Here is a 15768-nt window from a genome sequence, read left to right as displayed (position 1 = left end):
GTGACCTCTTCTCTTAACCTTGTATTAACCCGTCAACCTGTTCGGTTGCCGGGTTAAGAGCGCGGCATGCCGAGCAGGCGCTCGGCGATGATGTTGCGCTGAATCTCGTTGGTGCCGGCGTAAATGGGCCCGGACTGCGCAAACAGGAAACCGTCCAGCCATCTGCCCACTTCGCCGGCCGCCGGCGCCTGGGGCAGCAGCTCCGCGCGCGAGGCGAGAATGCTCATGGCCGTTTCGTGCATATGCTGGTCCAGCTCGGACCAGAAAATCTTGTTCAGCGACGCCTCGGCACCAATATTGCCGCCCTTGATCAGGCGCGATGCCGTCTGGTAGGTGGCCAGCGCGTAGGACTCCGCATCCATATAGGACTGCACCACCTTGTCCTCGATACTCAGGTCGAGAATATCGTTGCGGTGGCTGCGGTAGAGCTCCACCAGGCGCTTGGCGGTTTCCTGGAAACGCGCCGGGCTGCGCAGCATCAGGCCGCGCTCGAAGCCGGCGGTGGCCATGGCGATCTGCCAGCCCTGGCCCTCTTCGCCGAGGCGGTTTTCCACCGGCACGCGCACGTCGTCGAAAAAGATTTCCGCAAAACCCGGCAGGCCGTCCAGCTGCGGGATGGGCCGCACGGTGACGCCGGGTGCGTCCAGCGGCACCAGCATAAAAGACAGGCCGCGGTGGCGTTCGGAATCCGGATCGGTGCGGAAGATGCAGAAGACCCAGTCCGCGTAGACGGCGCGGGTGGACCAGACTTTCTGGCCGTTGATCACATACTCATCGCCGTCGCGGATCGCCTTGGAGCGGATGGCCGCCATATCGCTGCCGGCGCCGGGCTCAGACCAGCCCTGGGCCCACATCTCCTCACCGGCCGCCATGCGGGTGATAAAGCGCTCTTTCTGCGCTTCTGTTCCGTATTCCATCAGCGTCGGGCCGAGCAGGAAGATGCCGTTCTGGTTTACCCGCAGCGGTGCGCTCGCGCGGTAGTATTCCTCTTCGAAGATCAACCACTCGACCAGGTTGCAGCCGCGGCCGCCGAATTCCTGCGGCCAGGTGACCATGCCCCAGTTGCCCTCCGCCAGGGTTTTCTCCCACTGGCGGTGCTGCTCGAAACCGGCTTTGGTATCGAAGGACTCGAGCGGCGCTTCCGGCACATGCTCTTCCAGCCACTGGCGCACTTCCTGGCGGAAGGCGATCTGTTCCGGGGTGTAATTCAGGTTCATAGTGCTGTCTCTTTAGAATTCCGCCTGGCGCTTCTCGACAAAGGCATCGCGGGCCTCCTGTGAGTCGCCCTCGGTGTAGGCCTGCAGGGTGAAGCCCTGTTCCCAGCGGTACTGGTCTTCCAGGTTGCCCACTTCGACGCCGGTGAGCGCCTCCTTGGCCAGCTGGATCATCGGCGAACTCTTCTCGGCAATCTTGCGTGCGATTTCCAGGGCCGCATCGCGCAACTCTTCGCGCGGCACTACCCGCTCCACAGCGCCGAGGCGATAGGCCTCGGCGGCATCGATAAATTCGCCGGTGTAATACATGGTGCGGACTTTCTGCACCGGGAACATGCGCTGCAGGTGGGCGCCGCCACCCATAGCGCCGCGGTCCACTTCCGGCACGCCGAAGCGGGTGCAGTCGGACGCGACGATAATGTCCGCCGCGCCGGAGATGCCGATACCGCCGCCGAGCACAAAGCCGTGCAGCGCGACTATCACCGGTTTCGGGTTGCGGTGGATCTCTTTGAAGGTGTCGTAGTTGCCCTTGTTGACCGCAACAATTTTTGTGCTGTCCGCGGCCAGTTCCTTGATATCCACGCCGGCGCAGAAACCGCGGCCCTCGGCGCGAATCACGATCACGCGCACGCGCTGGTTCGCACCCAGGGCGTTCAGCTCCGCAGCTATGGCGGCCCACTCGCTACTGTTGAAGGCGTTGACCGGCGGCTTGTCGAAAACCAGTTCCGCGATGCCGTTTTCTATACTCGTTGTAAAGGCCATTAGATTGCTCCGGCTTCTTCGCGCTTGTGGTTTTTACTGAGTTTCTCCAGGCGCGCGAGGCTCACCTCCGCCTCGGCGGCGATGGATTGAATCAGTTCCGCCACATTGGGCAGATCGAGAATGGCACCGGCCACCTGGCCGCTGGGCAATATGCCGCTGTCGGGATGGCCCTTGACCATCGCCTGCTGAATCATCATCGGCGCGTTGGCGGCCATCATCGTCTGCCCCAGGCTGAGGCCGTTGGATTTCTTCATCTTCCAGGCAGCGCCGAGCATTGCCGGCAGGGATTCACCGCTCTGGCGGGTATAGGCGAGACCGTTTTTCACTGCCAGCCACAGCAGCCCCAGCGCTGAACTTTTCTGCAGCTGCTGCAGGCAGGGGTTTTCGATCATGCGCTGGGGCAGGCCGTCGAGCTTGCGGCTGACGACAATTTTTTCCGCGCTGGCGCCCAGGTACTGGGCCTTGGTGGCGTCCGGCACCGGGCTCTCTTTCGTCATCAGGAAGCGGGTGCCCATGGCGATACCGGCGGCGCCGTAGGACAGCGCCGCCACCAGGCCGCGACCATCCTTGAAGCCGCCGGCGGCCACCACCGGCACTTTCAGTTCGCCGATCAGCGCGTCCACCACCTGCGGCAGCAATATATTGCCGGCCACCGAGCCGGTGTGGCCGCCGCCCTCGCCGCCCTGCACCACCACCGCGTCGGCGCCCATCTGCACCGCCTTGACAGCGTGCTTCAGCGCGCCGACGGTGGGAATGCAGACGATGCCGGCGCTCTTCAGTTTTTCCACCAGCTTTTTCGCCGGTGAGCGGCTGTAGCTGACCGCGCGCACGCCCTCGCGAATGCAGATGTCGACGATATCCGCCGCGGCGGGGGTGTACATATGGAAATTCACACCGAAGGGTCTGTCGCTGGCGGCCTTGATCTGGCGAATGCCCTGCTCCACTTCCTCGGCGCTCATGACCGCACCGGCGAGAAAACCGAAGGCACCGGCGTTACCGCTGGCGGCCACCAGTCTGGCGTCGGCCACCCAGCCCATAGCGGTCTGGATCACCGGGTAGCGGCAGCCCAGCAGTTCGGTCAGTGGTGTCTGCAGTTGGCGCACGGCTCAGGCCTCCTGCTCGCTGTTTTGCTTATTGGCTTTCGCCATGGATTTTGCATCCTGGCCGCCCAGCTTGTGCCCGGTTTCCAGCTCGTTGTGGGTGTGGGCGAAGTGATGCCAGGCGAAGGCCGCCTCCATGCCGGTGCGCTTGCCCTGCAGGTCCTCGATATTGTTGATGGCCTGCTTGGTCAGCGTCAGGCCCAGGCGCGGCATCTCGGCAATTTTCTTCGCCAGTTTTTCGGTTTCCGCCTGCAATTGCTCGCGGGGGAAAATGCGGTTGACCATACCCATCTGCTGCGCGCGCTCGGCCCCCATGCGCTCGCCGGTAAACAGGAATTCCTTGGCGATGCGCGGGTGCAGCTCGAACGGGTGGGCGAAATACTCGACGCCGGGAATGCCCATGCGCACCACCGGGTCGGAGAAAAAGGCGTCCTCGGAAGCGACGATCAGGTCGCACACCCAGGCCAGCATCAGGCCGCCGGCGATACAGGCGCCCTGCACCATGGCGATGGTGGGCTTGGGTATGTCGCGCCAGCGCCGGCACATACCCAGGTAGGCCTCGGCCTCGCGCACGTACAGGAATTCGCCGCCGGTCTTATTGGCGTGGTCGTACCAGAGGGTTTTTCTGTCCTGGCTGTCGTCGATATCGCGACCGGGAGTACCTATATCGTGACCGGCGGAGAAGTGCTTGCCGGAGCCGGCCAGCACTATGACCTTGACCTGGTCGTCGTCCACTGCGCGCTTGAAGGCCGCGTCCAGTTCATAGGTCATGCGGCCGTTCTGCACATTGTGGTAGCGCGGCCGGTTCATGGTAATCGTGGCCACGCCCTCTGCGACTTCGTAGAGGACAATATCTTTTTCTTCGGCGGTGTCTGTTGTTGTCGTCATAATTTCACCGTCATTTTTTCAGGCGCCAACTGCCTGCAGTTTTGTGACTGCAGATCTATCGCCGGGCGGGTTGTCTTTCAGCTGCTTGGCGCGCAGGTTCAGCGGGTCCAGCGCGCGGATAATCTGCAGCTGTTCCTCGGTCGGTGCCGGCGTGGTGGGAATATTTTCCGGCAGGCAAATCTCAAAGCCGGTGTTTTCCACTACCTGCTCAACCGAAATACCCGGGTGCAGGCTGAGCAGGCGCAGCTGGTGATCCGGCCCCTGCCAGTCCATCACACACAGATCGGTGATCACCAGGCGGATATCGATATCGTCCAGCTGGTAGCCGCGCGGCAGCCGCGCCGGGTTGTAGCCGATGGACGAAACCACGTCGCACTCGCCCTCGACAAAAACCCGCGCGCTGTGCGCCGGCACGAAGAAGGAATTGGCGTGGCTGATGGAGTTGCCGGGAAAGCCGCGCACGCCCAGCATCTGCACCTTGGGTTTCTGGTAGCTGTCGCCCAGCGCGGAAATATTTGCCTGGCCGTATTGGTCTATCTGTGTCGGGCCCACCATCGCGTGGCGCTTGCCGCTCCAGACATTGTCGAAGATGCGCGAGAAGCCCATCCAGCACTCCTGCGCCTGGGGCTGGCCCGGCACGCGGCCGCTGACCGGGTTCGGCTCCGACAGCAGGAAGGCCTCGGAGTCGGTCATCATCAGGTCGGGGTTAAAGGTCTTCATCGCCAGGCTGGCGGCCAGGCGCGGTATCAGGCCTATGCCGGTGGCAAGCACCTCGCCGTCGTTGCGGAAGGCCTCGGCGCCGGCGGCGATCATCAGCTCGGCCAGGGTGTAGTCTTGTGCAGCATTACTCATATCAGTTCCCTCCCGACCCTCAGTAAACCGGCAGCGGCAGCTGCTGGATCGCATCCAGTCCGCCCACCAACTGCTGGTATTCGTCTTCACTTTTTCCGGCGATATATTTCTCGAAATAGGTGCCGTAGCCGCCCTCCTTCGCACTGGCCGCATACTCCTTGAAGTGCGCCACGTCGAAACCGTAGAGGGGATTGCAGGAGCTGGGGTGTGCACCGCCGGCGATGGGCACCACGGAAGAAGTCTGCGAGCGCTCCCAGAGCACGTAGCGGGCCTCGTCGCCGCGGGCAAAATATTCCGTGTCCACCAGCTCATCGCAGCTGACGATGGCGTTGTCAGCGGCGCGGGCAAACCAGTCGTCCATGTAATAGTCCGGGCCCTTGATCTGGCAGACGCCGCGGGCGTCGGCGCGGTCGACATGGACCAGCGCCGCGTCCAGCTTCAGTGCCGGCATGGCCACCCACTCCTTGTCGTCGTAGGGGCTGTCGATTATCTTCAAGTCCGGGTTCACCTTGACTACATCGGTACCAAGGCCGAGATTGGTGGGAATAAAGGGAATATTCCAGGCCGCCGCGCGCAGGCCCAGCAGCATCATGCCCTCGTCGATTTCCATCACCTCCAGCTCGCCGCTCTGGCGGGCCTGGCGGAAGTAGGGCTCCAGGGGAATAAAGTCGAGGGTGGCGAAGGCGAAGATCACCTTCTTTACCTTGCCGGAAGCGCACAGCAGGCCCAGGTCGGCGCCGCCGTAGGCGACGACGGTCAGGTCCCGTACATCCGAGCGCAGCAGCTCGCGCACCAGCGCCATGGGCTTGCGGCGCGGCCCCCAGCCCCCTATGCCCAGGGTCATACCACTCTGAATCCCGGCGATGGCATCCGCTGCGGACAGCACCTTGTTCATGCATTACCCCTACTTCTCTTATCGTTTACGGAATCTCTGAAAACTACTGCGCGTGCGCCTGGCGGCGTCCGGCGGTGCTCAGAATGCTCATGTACTAAAGTACACTCCGCTTCCTCCGCTCCGGCGGCCACCACCAGCCACCCGCTCGCTACGTTTACAGAAATTCCTTTAGTGCATTATCCGAGCGCCCCCTAGCAGCCTCATCGTCCAGCAGGACTATGACAGGCCACGGGGGCTCGGATACTTTGTCGACATCAAATGGGGGTAATCCCGCAGAACAGATAAGAAAGCAGGCTGAGATGAGACTTATGCCGGACAAGGGCCCGATTGAGAACGCCAGCACCATTCCACAGCTGATCCGGCAGGCGGCGGCGCGCTATGGCGAGCAGCCGTTTATAGAGGAAGGCGGGATCAAAGTCAGCTTCGCCGATTTTGCGCGCCGGGTCGAGCAGGTGGTGGCCGCACTGATTGCCCGCGGCATAGAGCCCGGCGACCGCATCGCGGTCTGGGCGCCGAATATCAGCGAATGGGTGATCGCCGCCCTGGGCGCGCAGAGCGCCGGCGCCATTCTGGTCACGCTGAATACCCGCGGCAAGGGCAGCGAAGTCGGCTATATACTGCGCCAGAGCGGCGCGCGAATGCTGTTCTCCATCGGCGAGTTTCTCGGTAACGATTACCCGGCGATGCTGGCCGGCGAAGAACTACCGGCTCTGGAGGAGACAGTCGTGTTCCGCCGGCAGGAGACAGGGCACACCCGCTGGGAGAATTTCCTCGCATCCGGCAGCGCCGTATCCGCCGACGAAGTCGCGCAACGCATGGCGAGTGTCTGCGGCGACGATATTTCCGATATCCTCTTCACCTCCGGCACCACCGGCAAACCCAAGGGCGTTATGACCGCCCACGCCCAGAACCTGCGCGCCTTCGCCTTCTGGGCCGAGAACGTCGATGTCCGCTGCGGCGACCGCTACCTGGCCATCAACCCGTTTTTCCACAGCTACGGCTACAAGGCCGGCATACTGGTTTGCGCAACCAGCGGCGCGACCCTGCTGCCCCACGCGGTTTTCGACAGCGGTGAAATACTGCGGCGCGTCGCCGAGGAAAGAATCTCGGTACTGCCGGGCCCGCCCACCCTGTTCCAGTCCCTGCTCTCCCACCCGCAGCTGGACGACTACGATATCTCCAGCCTGCGCACCACCACCACCGGCGCCGCCGCGATTCCGGTGGAGATGATTCACCAGATGAAAGAGCGCCTCGGCTTCGAGCGCATCATCACCGCCTACGGCCTGACCGAGAGCTGCGGCCTGGTGAGCATGTGCCGCCCGGAGGACGACGCCGAGACCATCGCCACCACCTCCGGCCGCGCCATTCCCGGTATCGAATTGCGCTGTGTGGATGGCGACAACAAACCCCTGCCCGCCGGCGATCCGGGCGAGATTGTCTTCCGCGGTTACAACGCCATGCGCGGCTACTTCGATAACGACGCCGCCACCGCGGAGACCATCGACGCCGACGGCTGGGTGCACAGCGGCGATATAGGCGTACTCGACGAGCGCGGCAATTTGCGCATCACCGATCGCCTGAAAGATATGTTTATCACCGGCGGCTTCAACTGCTACCCGGCGGAAATCGAGAACACCCTGTCCAGCCACCCGGTCATTGCGATGAATGCGGTGATCGGTGTACCCGATGAGCGCATGGGCGAGGTGGCCATGGCGTTTGTAGTGCTGAAGCCGGGTGCGGAGCTGGGCGACGAAGAGCTGATTCTGTGGTGCAGGGAGAGAATGGCCAATTACAAGGTGCCGCGGTTTGTGCGTTTTGAAAAATCTTTGCCGCTGAATGCTTCCGGAAAAATCTTGAAACCGGAACTGCGAAAGATGGTCACGAGTGAACCCGCTTAATTAGAGTCGGTTAGACAGATGGATTCGATGCGAAGGCCCTGATGCCGGTAGCCCTTCGCGGGACTGTCGGCGAGAGGGACCTCGCCGACAAGCCTACAGGGATGTATTCACGGCGTGTCCCGCGAAGGGCTACTGGTAGCAGGGCCGCCACCGAAACATCTACAGCAGCGACCACCAAACAATAATGGAAAACTGGGAGAGCGAAATGAAAATACACAGCCTGGGCTATATAGGCGTAAACAGCACAGATCCGAGCCGCTGGTCCGAGTACGGCACCAATGTGCTCGGCATGATGGACAACTCAGCCGGCCTGAACGGCGAGGGCGACAACAGTGTCTTCCTGAAAATGGACGAGCGCCCCTACCGCATCCTGGTGGAACAGTCCGAGCAGGACGGCTACGCCTTCAGCGGCTGGGAAGTGGCCGGCCCCGGGGCCTTTGCCCAGGCGGTGGCGACACTGCAGCAGGCGAATGTACCCTTCGAGCGCGCCAGCGCCGAGCTGGCCGCAAGACGCCGGGTGCAGGAACTGCTCAGTTTTTCCGACCCGGATGGCAACCGCCACGAACTCTACTGGGGCCCGGTATCGGATTTCGCCCAATTCGCGTCCCCGGTCGGCATCAAGAATTTCGTCACCGGCGACCAGGGTTTCGGGCACACGGTGCTGCCGGCCCCGAATTTCGACGAAACCCTGGCCTTCTACCGCGATGTGATGGGCTTCCAGCTCTCCGACCTGATGAAGATACGCTTCACCCCGGATCCGAACGAGCCGGAGAAACGCCTCTACTTTATGCACTGCAACAAGCGCCACCACAGCCTGGCAATACTGGAAGCGCCCAACCCGACCGGCTGCGTGCATATCATGGTGGAAGTGGACACCGTCGACGAAGTCGTGCGCGGGCTCGATCGCATGAAGACCGCCGGCGTCAAGTTGACCGGCACCATGGGGCGGCATGCCAACGATCATATGGTCAGTTTTTATATGGCCTCGCCTTCGGGCTTTATGATCGAGTATGGGGCCGAGGGACGGACTGTTGAGGACTGGTCTGAGTATTCGCCTTACCAGAGTACTGTGAACAGTTTTTGGGGGCACGACTTTAGCGTGGCCTACCAGGACTGAGCACTGCAATAGGCTTTAGTAGCGGCCCCGCTACCACTGATGGGCACGCTGCGCTTTGCCCATCCTACTTGCTATGGCACTCGTCATACCAGCGCAGGCCGGTATCCAGTTCGGTGGCACCTGGATTCCGGCCTGCGCCGGAATGACGGAAAGTGTGTAGGATGGGAAAAGCGCAGCGTGCCCATCATCTTCTGGCGATAGGCATCACATCCTGTTCGCAGACATCCCCCCAGCTCCGCCCCACAATAATTTACCCACCGCCCACCTACGCCATTTGAGGTATGACACCCCCCACCCCCTTTGCGACGATGGCTGCTACAAGAAACTGCAACCTGTGAGCAGCTATGGATATGCCAGTACAAGACCCGAGAAAATTCCGCAACGCCCTGGGTCAGTTTGCCACCGGCGTCACAGTGGTCACCGCGCTGGACCGGAGTGGCAACAGGGTCGGAATGACCGCCAATAGTTTCAGCTCCGTTTCCCTCGACCCGATGCTGGTGCTGTGGAGCGTAGCCAAGTCCTGCAACGCCTTCGACGTATTCAACCACGCCGAGCAGTTTGCGATCCACGTATTGCACGCCGGACAGCAACAGGTCTCCAACCAGTTTGCGTCCAAGGTGCCGGACCGCTTTGCCGGTATCCCCTGCGCCGAGGGCATCGGCGGCCTGCCGCTGCTGAAGGACTACGGCGCCCTCTTCCAGTGCCAGACGGAACACCGCTACGAGGGCGGCGACCACATCATCCTGGTGGGCCGCGTGCTGGACTTCGATCTCAAACCCAAGCCCCCCTTGATTTTCCACGCCGGCCGCTACGCCGACCTGCCCGAAGTCGCCGAGGCCTGCTGAGGCGGGCCCGGGAAAAATACCGCACAAGAGAATAACGATATGACCAGCGAAATCCTTCAAAGCGAACAAATTACTAGCGAACAATTGATCCAGCGCGCCCGCGACCTGATCCCCCACCTGCAGGAAACCGCCGCGCGCGCCCAGCGCGAGCGCAGGGTGCCGGTGGAGACGGTCGAGAAAATCCAGCAGGCGGGCCTGTTCCGCGTGCTGCAGCCGAAGCGCTGGGGCGGCTACGAGATGGACCCGCAGGTATTTTTCGAGATCCAGATGGCGCTGGCCGAGGGCTGCATGTCTACCGCCTGGATCTACGGCGTTATCGCCGTGCACAACTGGCAGATTGCGCTGTTCGACCTGAAGGCGCAGGAAGATGTGTGGCGCGAGGACACCGGTGTGCTGATCGCCTCTTCGTACATGCCGGTTGGCAAGGTGGAGCCGGTGGAAGGTGGCTTCAAGTTCAGCGGGCGTTGGGCCTTCTCCAGCGGCTGCGATCACTGCGACTGGGTTTTCCTCGGCGGCGTGGTACCGCCTACTGAACAGAACCCGAATCCCGACTACCGCACCTTCCTGGTGCCGCGTTCCGATTTCGAGATTCTCGACACCTGGCACACCTTCGGCCTGCAGGGCACCGGCAGTAATGATGTGGTCGTGAAGGACGCCTTCGTGCCCGAGCACCGCACCCTCAGTTCCATGGACAGCTTCCGCGGCACCAATCCCGGTATCGACTCCAGGACTGTGCCCCTGTACCAGATCCCCTTCGGCCAGCTGTTCCCGCGCGCGGTTTCCACCGCGATGATCGGCGCCACCCAGGGCGCCATCAACGCCTACCGCGACGTGGCCGCCAAGCGCGTCGGCACCAACGACGGCTCCAAGACTGCCGAGGATCCCTATGCGCAGATGGCAGTGGCACGGGCGCAGTCGCTGGTGGATCAGCTGAAGACAAAACTGTTCGCCAATTTCGCACAACTGATGGGCGACGCGCGCAAGGGCCAGGCCACCGACCTGAATACGCGCATCCAGTACCGCTACGAGTCCGCCGCGGTGCCGGAGGCCTGCCTGAACGAGGTGCTGGAACTGCAGAAGATGTGCGGCGGCCGCGCTATTTTCCTGCACAGCCCGCTGCAACACTTCGTGCTGGATATTCTCGCCGGCCGCGCCCATGTGGCGAATAACCCCTACAAGTTCGGCAGCAACTATGGCGGCGTGCAGCTGGGTCTCGAAAGCAACGATATTTTCCTGTAAGCGCGGGGGATTTCCGACATGAACGGAAGCAATCGCGTTGTATTGGTCACCGGCGCCAGCCGCGGCGCCGGCAAGGGTATTGCACTGGCCTTTGGCGCCTGCGGCGATACCGTCTATATCACCGGCCGCAGCCAGAAAGAGGGCGATGCCCCCCTGCCTGGCAGTATCCACGCCACCGCCGAGGAGATAAACCGGCGCGGCGGCAAGGGCATAGCCGTCGCCTGCGATCACGGCGACGACCGCCAGGTGGAGGAGCTGTTTGCGCGCATCCGCCGCGAGCGGGGTCGCCTGGATATCCTGGTCAACAATGCCACCCATGTGCACGACCAGCTGATACTGCCCGGCCCCTTCTGGCAGAAATCCATCGACCTGGTGGGTATTCTCGATGTGGGGCTGCGCTCGGCCTATATCGCCAGTTTTCACGCGGCCAAGATAATGGCCGCGCAGAACAGCGGCCTGATTGTCAACACAGGCTCCTTCGGCGCACGCTGCTATATGCACGGCCCGGCCTACGGCGCGCAAAAAAGCGGCCTGGACAAGATGGCCTGGGATATGGCCCACGACCTGCGCCCCTTCGGCGTGGCTGCCGTGTCCATCTGGATGGGTATGTTGAGGACGGAGCGCACCGATATGGTGATGCAGGCGGAGCCGGAAAAGTACGCCGACTTCTACGAGCTGGCGGAGAGCCCGCAGTTTACCGGGCGCATTATCGACGCCCTCTACCGCAACCCGCAGCTGATGCAGAAATCCGGCCACACCTTTATCGGTGCCGAGCTGGCGGCAGAGCTGGGCGTGGTGGATATCGACGGCAAGCGGCCACCCTCGCACCGGCAGATGCTCGGCGAGCCGGTGCAGTTCAGTGCGGCGGTCGTCGAATAAACAGAAACGAAGACGAGAGGCCCGAGTTGAGCGATGGGCGGGCCTGCTGCCGGGGGTACTTTGCGGGACACGCCGTGAATACATCCCTGTAGGCTTGTCTGCGAGGTCCCTCTCGCAGACAGTCCCGCAAAGTACCCCCGGCATCAGGCCCTTCGCATCAAACTTATGGCTTTACTTGATCGCATCTGGAATAGAGACAACATTATGAACCCGCCGAAAAAACCCGAAGCGAATTCCATCTCGCTTAGCAGCGGCATTGATATCCATTACACGGAACTGGGTGAAGGCGCTCCGGTTATTTTCCTGCAGGGCAGCGGCCCCGGCGCCAGCGGCTGGCTGAATTTCCGCTACAACGCGCAGTATTTTTCCGACGCCGGCTTCCGCGCAATTATTCCGGACCTGCCAGGCTTCGGCGACAGCGACAAGCCGGAGCGAGACTACAGCCTGGAGTTTTTTGCCGAATCGGTGCTCGAGTTCGCCGACCGTCTGGATCTGGAGAACTTCGCACTGGTGGGCAATTCCCTCGGCGGCGCCGTGGCGATGCAGATGGCGCTGGCGCAGCCGCAGCGGGTCAGCCAACTGATATTGATGGGCTGCGGTGGCCTCGAGGACCAGGGTTACTACTTCCAGCATATGCAAGGCATACAGGCGATGACCAAGGTGCCGCTGGGATCGCCGGAATTCACGCCTGCCTATTTGAAAGAAGTGCTGCAGCTGATCGTGTTCGATCCGCGCCATATCACCGACGAGCTGGTCGAGGAGCGCTTCCGCATTCTCGCCAGCCAGAATCCGAGTGTATTCACGCGCATGAGCGTTCCGAACCTGAGCGAGCGTCTTAAGGAAATCCAGTGCCCGGTGCTGGCCTTCTGGGGTGCCAATGACCGCTTCTGCCCGGTCAGCGGTGCGCAGAAGATTGCCGAGGGCTGTGAGAGGGCGCAGGTGATCACGCTGAGCCAGTGCGGTCACTGGGTGATGATCGAACACCCGGAGCTGTTCAACCGTCGCAGCGTCGAATTCCTGCAAAACGCATAGGTAATATTTATGAGCTTGAACGAAGCACAGCGCCGCGAGCTGGGCCGGGAACTCTACCTGGCCCTGCGCGACTGCCGCAGTATAGAACCGCTGACCGAGCGCTTCCCGCAGATGACCATCGAGGACGCCTACCGCATTTCCGAAGTAATGCTGGAGCTGCGCCTGGAAGACGGTGAGAAGGTGGTCGGCAAGAAGATCGGCGTTACCTCCGATGCGGTGCAGCAGATGCTCGGCGTCTTCCAGCCGGATTTCGGCTTCCTGACCAATCGCATGACGATCGCCAACGGCGGCACCGCAAAGATTGCCGGCGAGCTGATACAGCCGCGCGCCGAGGCGGAGATCGCCTTCCTACTGAAGGAAGACCTGAAAGGTCCCGGCGTTACCGAGGCGGATGTGCTCAGGGCCACCGAGTGCATATTGCCCTGCTTCGAAATCGTCGACTCCCGTATCCACGACTGGAAGATCAAGATTCAGGACACCATTGCCGACAACGCCTCCTGCGGCGTCTATGTGCTGGGTGACGAGCGCATAGACCCCAACGACGTCGACCTGCCCAACCTGGAGGTGCACGTCTCCAAGAACGGCGAGCATATCAGCAGCGGCAAGAGCTCCGCGGTGCAGGGCAATCCGCTGACCGCGGTGGCCTGGCTGGCGAACACCCTGGGCGAGTTCGGTATTCCGTTCAAGGCCGGCGAGGTGATCCTGTCCGGCTCCCTGGTGCCACTGGAACCGGTGGTGGCCGGCGATCGTATGTATATGGAGTTGGTGGGGCTGGGTAGCGCCAGTATTTCATTTAGTTAATTCACTCTGATTGTCTCCGAATGTCGTCATTCCGGCGAAGGCCGGACAGCGCAGGCATGGATGCCGTAGCGAGCATTCGCGAAGCGAATGGCCCGAAGGGCGTGGCGCAGGAGCGCCACCTAATCCAGCCCTCCGGGACCACCCTGGACTCCGGCCTGCGCCGGAGTGACGAAATTGAGTTTTCAAAGAAATCTACAGCGCACTGATAAGCAGGAAATTTTTATGGGCAAAAAATTACGCGCGGTCATTATCGGCCCCGGCAATATCGGCACCGACCTGTTGATGAAGGCCATGCGCAGCGACTGGATTGAGCCGGTGTGGATGGTGGGTATCGAGGAGTCGGAAGGCATCAAGCGCGCGCGCGATTTCGGCATGAAGGTGTCCACCAGCGGGGTGGACGGTATGCTCGACTTCGTGAAAGAGGACAATATCCAGATCGCCTTCGACGCCACCTCCGCCTATGTGCACGCAGAGAACTCGCGCAAGCTGAACGAACTCGACGTGCTGATGATCGACCTGACGCCGGCGGCCATAGGGCCCTTCTGCGTGCCGCCGGTCAACCTGGCGGATCTTCTGAAAGAGGGGCGCAAGGAAAACGTGAATATGGTTACCTGCGGCGGCCAGGCGACGATTCCTATCGTCAACGCGGTGAGCCGCGTGCAGCCGGTCAGCTACGGCGAGATTGTCGCCACCGTCTCCTCCAAGTCCGTCGGACCTGGCACGCGCAAGAATATCGACGAGTTTACCCGCACCACCTCCGGCGCCATCGAGAAGATCGGCGGTGCCAGGAAGGGCAAGGCGATCATTATCGTCAACCCGGCAGAGCCGCCGCTGATTATGCGCGATACGGTGCACTGCCTGACCGAGGATGAACCCAACCAGGGACGTATCACCGAGTCGATCCAGGACATGATTGCGGAAGTGCAGAAATATGTACCCGGCTACACGCTGAAAAACGGCCCCATCTTCGATGGCAACCGCGTGACGGTTTCTCTGGAGGTCGAGGGTCTCGGCGATTTCCTGCCGAAGTATTCCGGCAACCTGGACATCATGACCGCCGCCGCACTGCGCACCGCGGAAATGTATGCAGAAGCCATGGCCAACGGCACCATCGCGTAACGAGAGGAAATGATCGTGGACTTCAAAGGCAAGAAAATTACCCTGCACGATATGTGCCTGCGCGACGGCATGCACCCCAAGCGCCACCAGATTACCCTGGAGCAGATGATCGAGGTGGCCACCGGCCTGGATGAGGCCGGCGTGCCGCTGATTGAGGTGACTCACGGCGACGGCCTCGGCGGCGCCTCGGTGAACTACGGCTTCCCGGCCCACAGTGATGCGGAATACCTGCAGGCGGTGGTGCCGAAAATGAAGAACGCAAAAATCTCCGCGCTGCTGCTGCCGGGCATAGGCACCGTCGATCATCTGAGGATGGCCGCGGACCTGGGGGTCGGCACCATCCGCGTGGCCACCCACTGTACCGAGGCGGACGTATCGGAGCAGCATATCGGCCTGGCCAGTGAGATGGGCCTGGATACCGTCGGCTTCCTGATGATGGCGCATATGATCAGCGCCGAGGATTTACTGCAGCAGGCGCTGTTGATGGAGTCCTACGGGGCCAACTGCATCTACTGCACCGATTCCGCCGGCTATATGCTGCCGCACCAGGTGAGCGAGTATGTGGGCCTGCTGCGCACAAGTCTCAAGCCTGAAACCGAGCTGGGTTTCCACGGCCACCACAACCTGGGCCTGGGCGTGGCCAATTCCATGGCGGCGATAGAGGCGGGCGCAAACCGCATCGACGGCTCCGCCGCGGGCCTCGGCGCCGGCGCCGGCAATACGCCGCTGGAAGTCTTCGCCGCGGTGCTGGACCGTATGGGTGCGGATACCGGTGTGGATATTTTCAAGCTGATGGCGGTGGCGGAGGAATCGGTGATTCCGCTGATGGACCAGCTGGTGCGCGTGGACCGCGATTCCCTAACCCTCGGCTACGCCGGCGTCTACTCCTCCTTCCTGCTGTTCGCCAAGCGCGCCGGTGAGAAATACGGCGTGCCGTCGCAGGAAATCCTGCTGGAAATGGCACGGCGCAAGGCCATCGGCGGCCAGGAGGATCTGATCGAGGATGTGGCGGCGGAGTTGGCGCGGGCCTGACATCTCTGACTAACGGGCTTCGATCGGCCCTGCGGCCGGTGGCTGCCCGGCAAAAAACCTCATCGGTAAATATTTGCCGGACAGCCACCGGCCGC

Annotated in this window: 15 protein-coding genes; 9 read left to right on the top strand and 6 right to left on the bottom strand. The window is 62.0% G+C overall.

Features of this window, described 5'->3' with window-relative positions:
* Window positions 1-53: 53 nt before the first annotated feature.
* Genes IG627_RS14645 through IG627_RS14620 form a run of 6 tightly spaced genes read right to left on the bottom strand, consistent with a single transcriptional unit; the run spans window position 54 to window position 5711 of the window.
* The gene (locus IG627_RS14645) at window positions 54-1217 is read right to left on the bottom strand and encodes an acyl-CoA dehydrogenase (RefSeq protein WP_193193125.1); all 1164 of its coding nucleotides are present in this window, start codon (window positions 1215-1217) and stop codon (window positions 54-56) included.
* A 12-nt stretch (window positions 1218-1229) separates the two neighbouring features.
* Window positions 1230-1976 carry an enoyl-CoA hydratase family protein gene (locus IG627_RS14640; protein WP_193193124.1) on the bottom strand — a complete coding sequence of 249 codons (747 nt, stop codon included), beginning with the start codon at window positions 1974-1976 and terminating at the stop codon, window positions 1230-1232.
* The gene (locus tag IG627_RS14635) at window positions 1976-3079 is read right to left on the bottom strand and encodes an NAD(P)H-dependent flavin oxidoreductase (RefSeq protein ID WP_319024578.1); all 1104 of its coding nucleotides are present in this window, start codon (window positions 3077-3079) and stop codon (window positions 1976-1978) included. The genes IG627_RS14640 and IG627_RS14635 overlap by 1 nt, the downstream gene beginning before the upstream one ends.
* Window positions 3080-3082: 3 nt before the next feature.
* Window positions 3083-3964, bottom strand: a complete 882-nt coding sequence (locus tag IG627_RS14630) for an enoyl-CoA hydratase (protein ID WP_193193123.1) — start codon at window positions 3962-3964, stop codon at window positions 3083-3085.
* Window positions 3965-3982: 18 nt separating this feature from the next.
* A complete protein-coding gene (locus tag IG627_RS14625) occupies window positions 3983-4816 on the bottom strand; it encodes a CoA-transferase subunit beta (protein WP_193193122.1) in 834 nt (277 codons plus the stop codon).
* 19 nt (window positions 4817-4835) lie between these two features.
* Complete coding sequence (locus IG627_RS14620) at window positions 4836-5711, bottom strand: CoA transferase subunit A (protein ID WP_193193121.1); 876 nt, start codon at window positions 5709-5711, stop codon at window positions 4836-4838.
* Window positions 5712-6010: 299 nt separating this feature from the next.
* Between IG627_RS14620 and IG627_RS14615 the strand changes: the two genes are divergently transcribed.
* The 9 genes from IG627_RS14615 to dmpG all read left to right on the top strand — a co-directional run bounded on the left by IG627_RS14615 (window position 6011) and on the right by dmpG (window position 15673).
* The gene (locus IG627_RS14615) at window positions 6011-7609 is read left to right on the top strand and encodes a FadD3 family acyl-CoA ligase (RefSeq protein WP_226865188.1); all 1599 of its coding nucleotides are present in this window, start codon (window positions 6011-6013) and stop codon (window positions 7607-7609) included.
* Window positions 7610-7814: 205 nt separating this feature from the next.
* Complete coding sequence (locus IG627_RS14610) at window positions 7815-8726, top strand: VOC family protein (protein WP_193193120.1); 912 nt, start codon at window positions 7815-7817, stop codon at window positions 8724-8726.
* Between the two features lie 350 nt (window positions 8727-9076).
* Window positions 9077-9571, top strand: a complete 495-nt coding sequence (locus IG627_RS14605; RefSeq protein WP_193193119.1) for a flavin reductase family protein — start codon at window positions 9077-9079, stop codon at window positions 9569-9571.
* Window positions 9572-9610: 39 nt separating this feature from the next.
* The gene (locus tag IG627_RS14600) at window positions 9611-10810 is read left to right on the top strand and encodes a flavin-dependent monooxygenase (RefSeq protein ID WP_193193118.1); all 1200 of its coding nucleotides are present in this window, start codon (window positions 9611-9613) and stop codon (window positions 10808-10810) included.
* Between the two features lie 18 nt (window positions 10811-10828).
* A complete protein-coding gene (locus IG627_RS14595; RefSeq protein ID WP_193193117.1) occupies window positions 10829-11689 on the top strand; it encodes an SDR family NAD(P)-dependent oxidoreductase in 861 nt (286 codons plus the stop codon).
* Between the two features lie 204 nt (window positions 11690-11893).
* Window positions 11894-12721: an alpha/beta fold hydrolase gene (locus IG627_RS14590; protein ID WP_193193116.1), complete on the top strand. Its 828-nt coding sequence runs from the start codon at window positions 11894-11896 to the stop codon at window positions 12719-12721.
* Window positions 12722-12730: 9 nt separating this feature from the next.
* A complete protein-coding gene (locus tag IG627_RS14585) occupies window positions 12731-13522 on the top strand; it encodes a fumarylacetoacetate hydrolase family protein (RefSeq protein ID WP_193193115.1) in 792 nt (263 codons plus the stop codon).
* Between the two features lie 222 nt (window positions 13523-13744).
* Entirely contained in the window at window positions 13745-14641 is an 897-nt protein-coding gene (locus tag IG627_RS14580; RefSeq protein ID WP_193193114.1) for an acetaldehyde dehydrogenase (acetylating), read from the top strand.
* 9 nt (window positions 14642-14650) lie between these two features.
* A complete protein-coding gene (dmpG, locus tag IG627_RS14575; protein ID WP_226865186.1) occupies window positions 14651-15673 on the top strand; it encodes a 4-hydroxy-2-oxovalerate aldolase in 1023 nt (340 codons plus the stop codon).
* Window positions 15674-15768 lie beyond the last annotated feature (95 nt).

The sequence above is a fragment of the Microbulbifer taiwanensis genome (assembly GCF_014904815.1).
GTDB lineage: Bacteria > Pseudomonadota > Gammaproteobacteria > Pseudomonadales > Cellvibrionaceae > Microbulbifer > Microbulbifer taiwanensis.
This window is presented reverse-complemented; position numbering and strand designations above follow the sequence as displayed.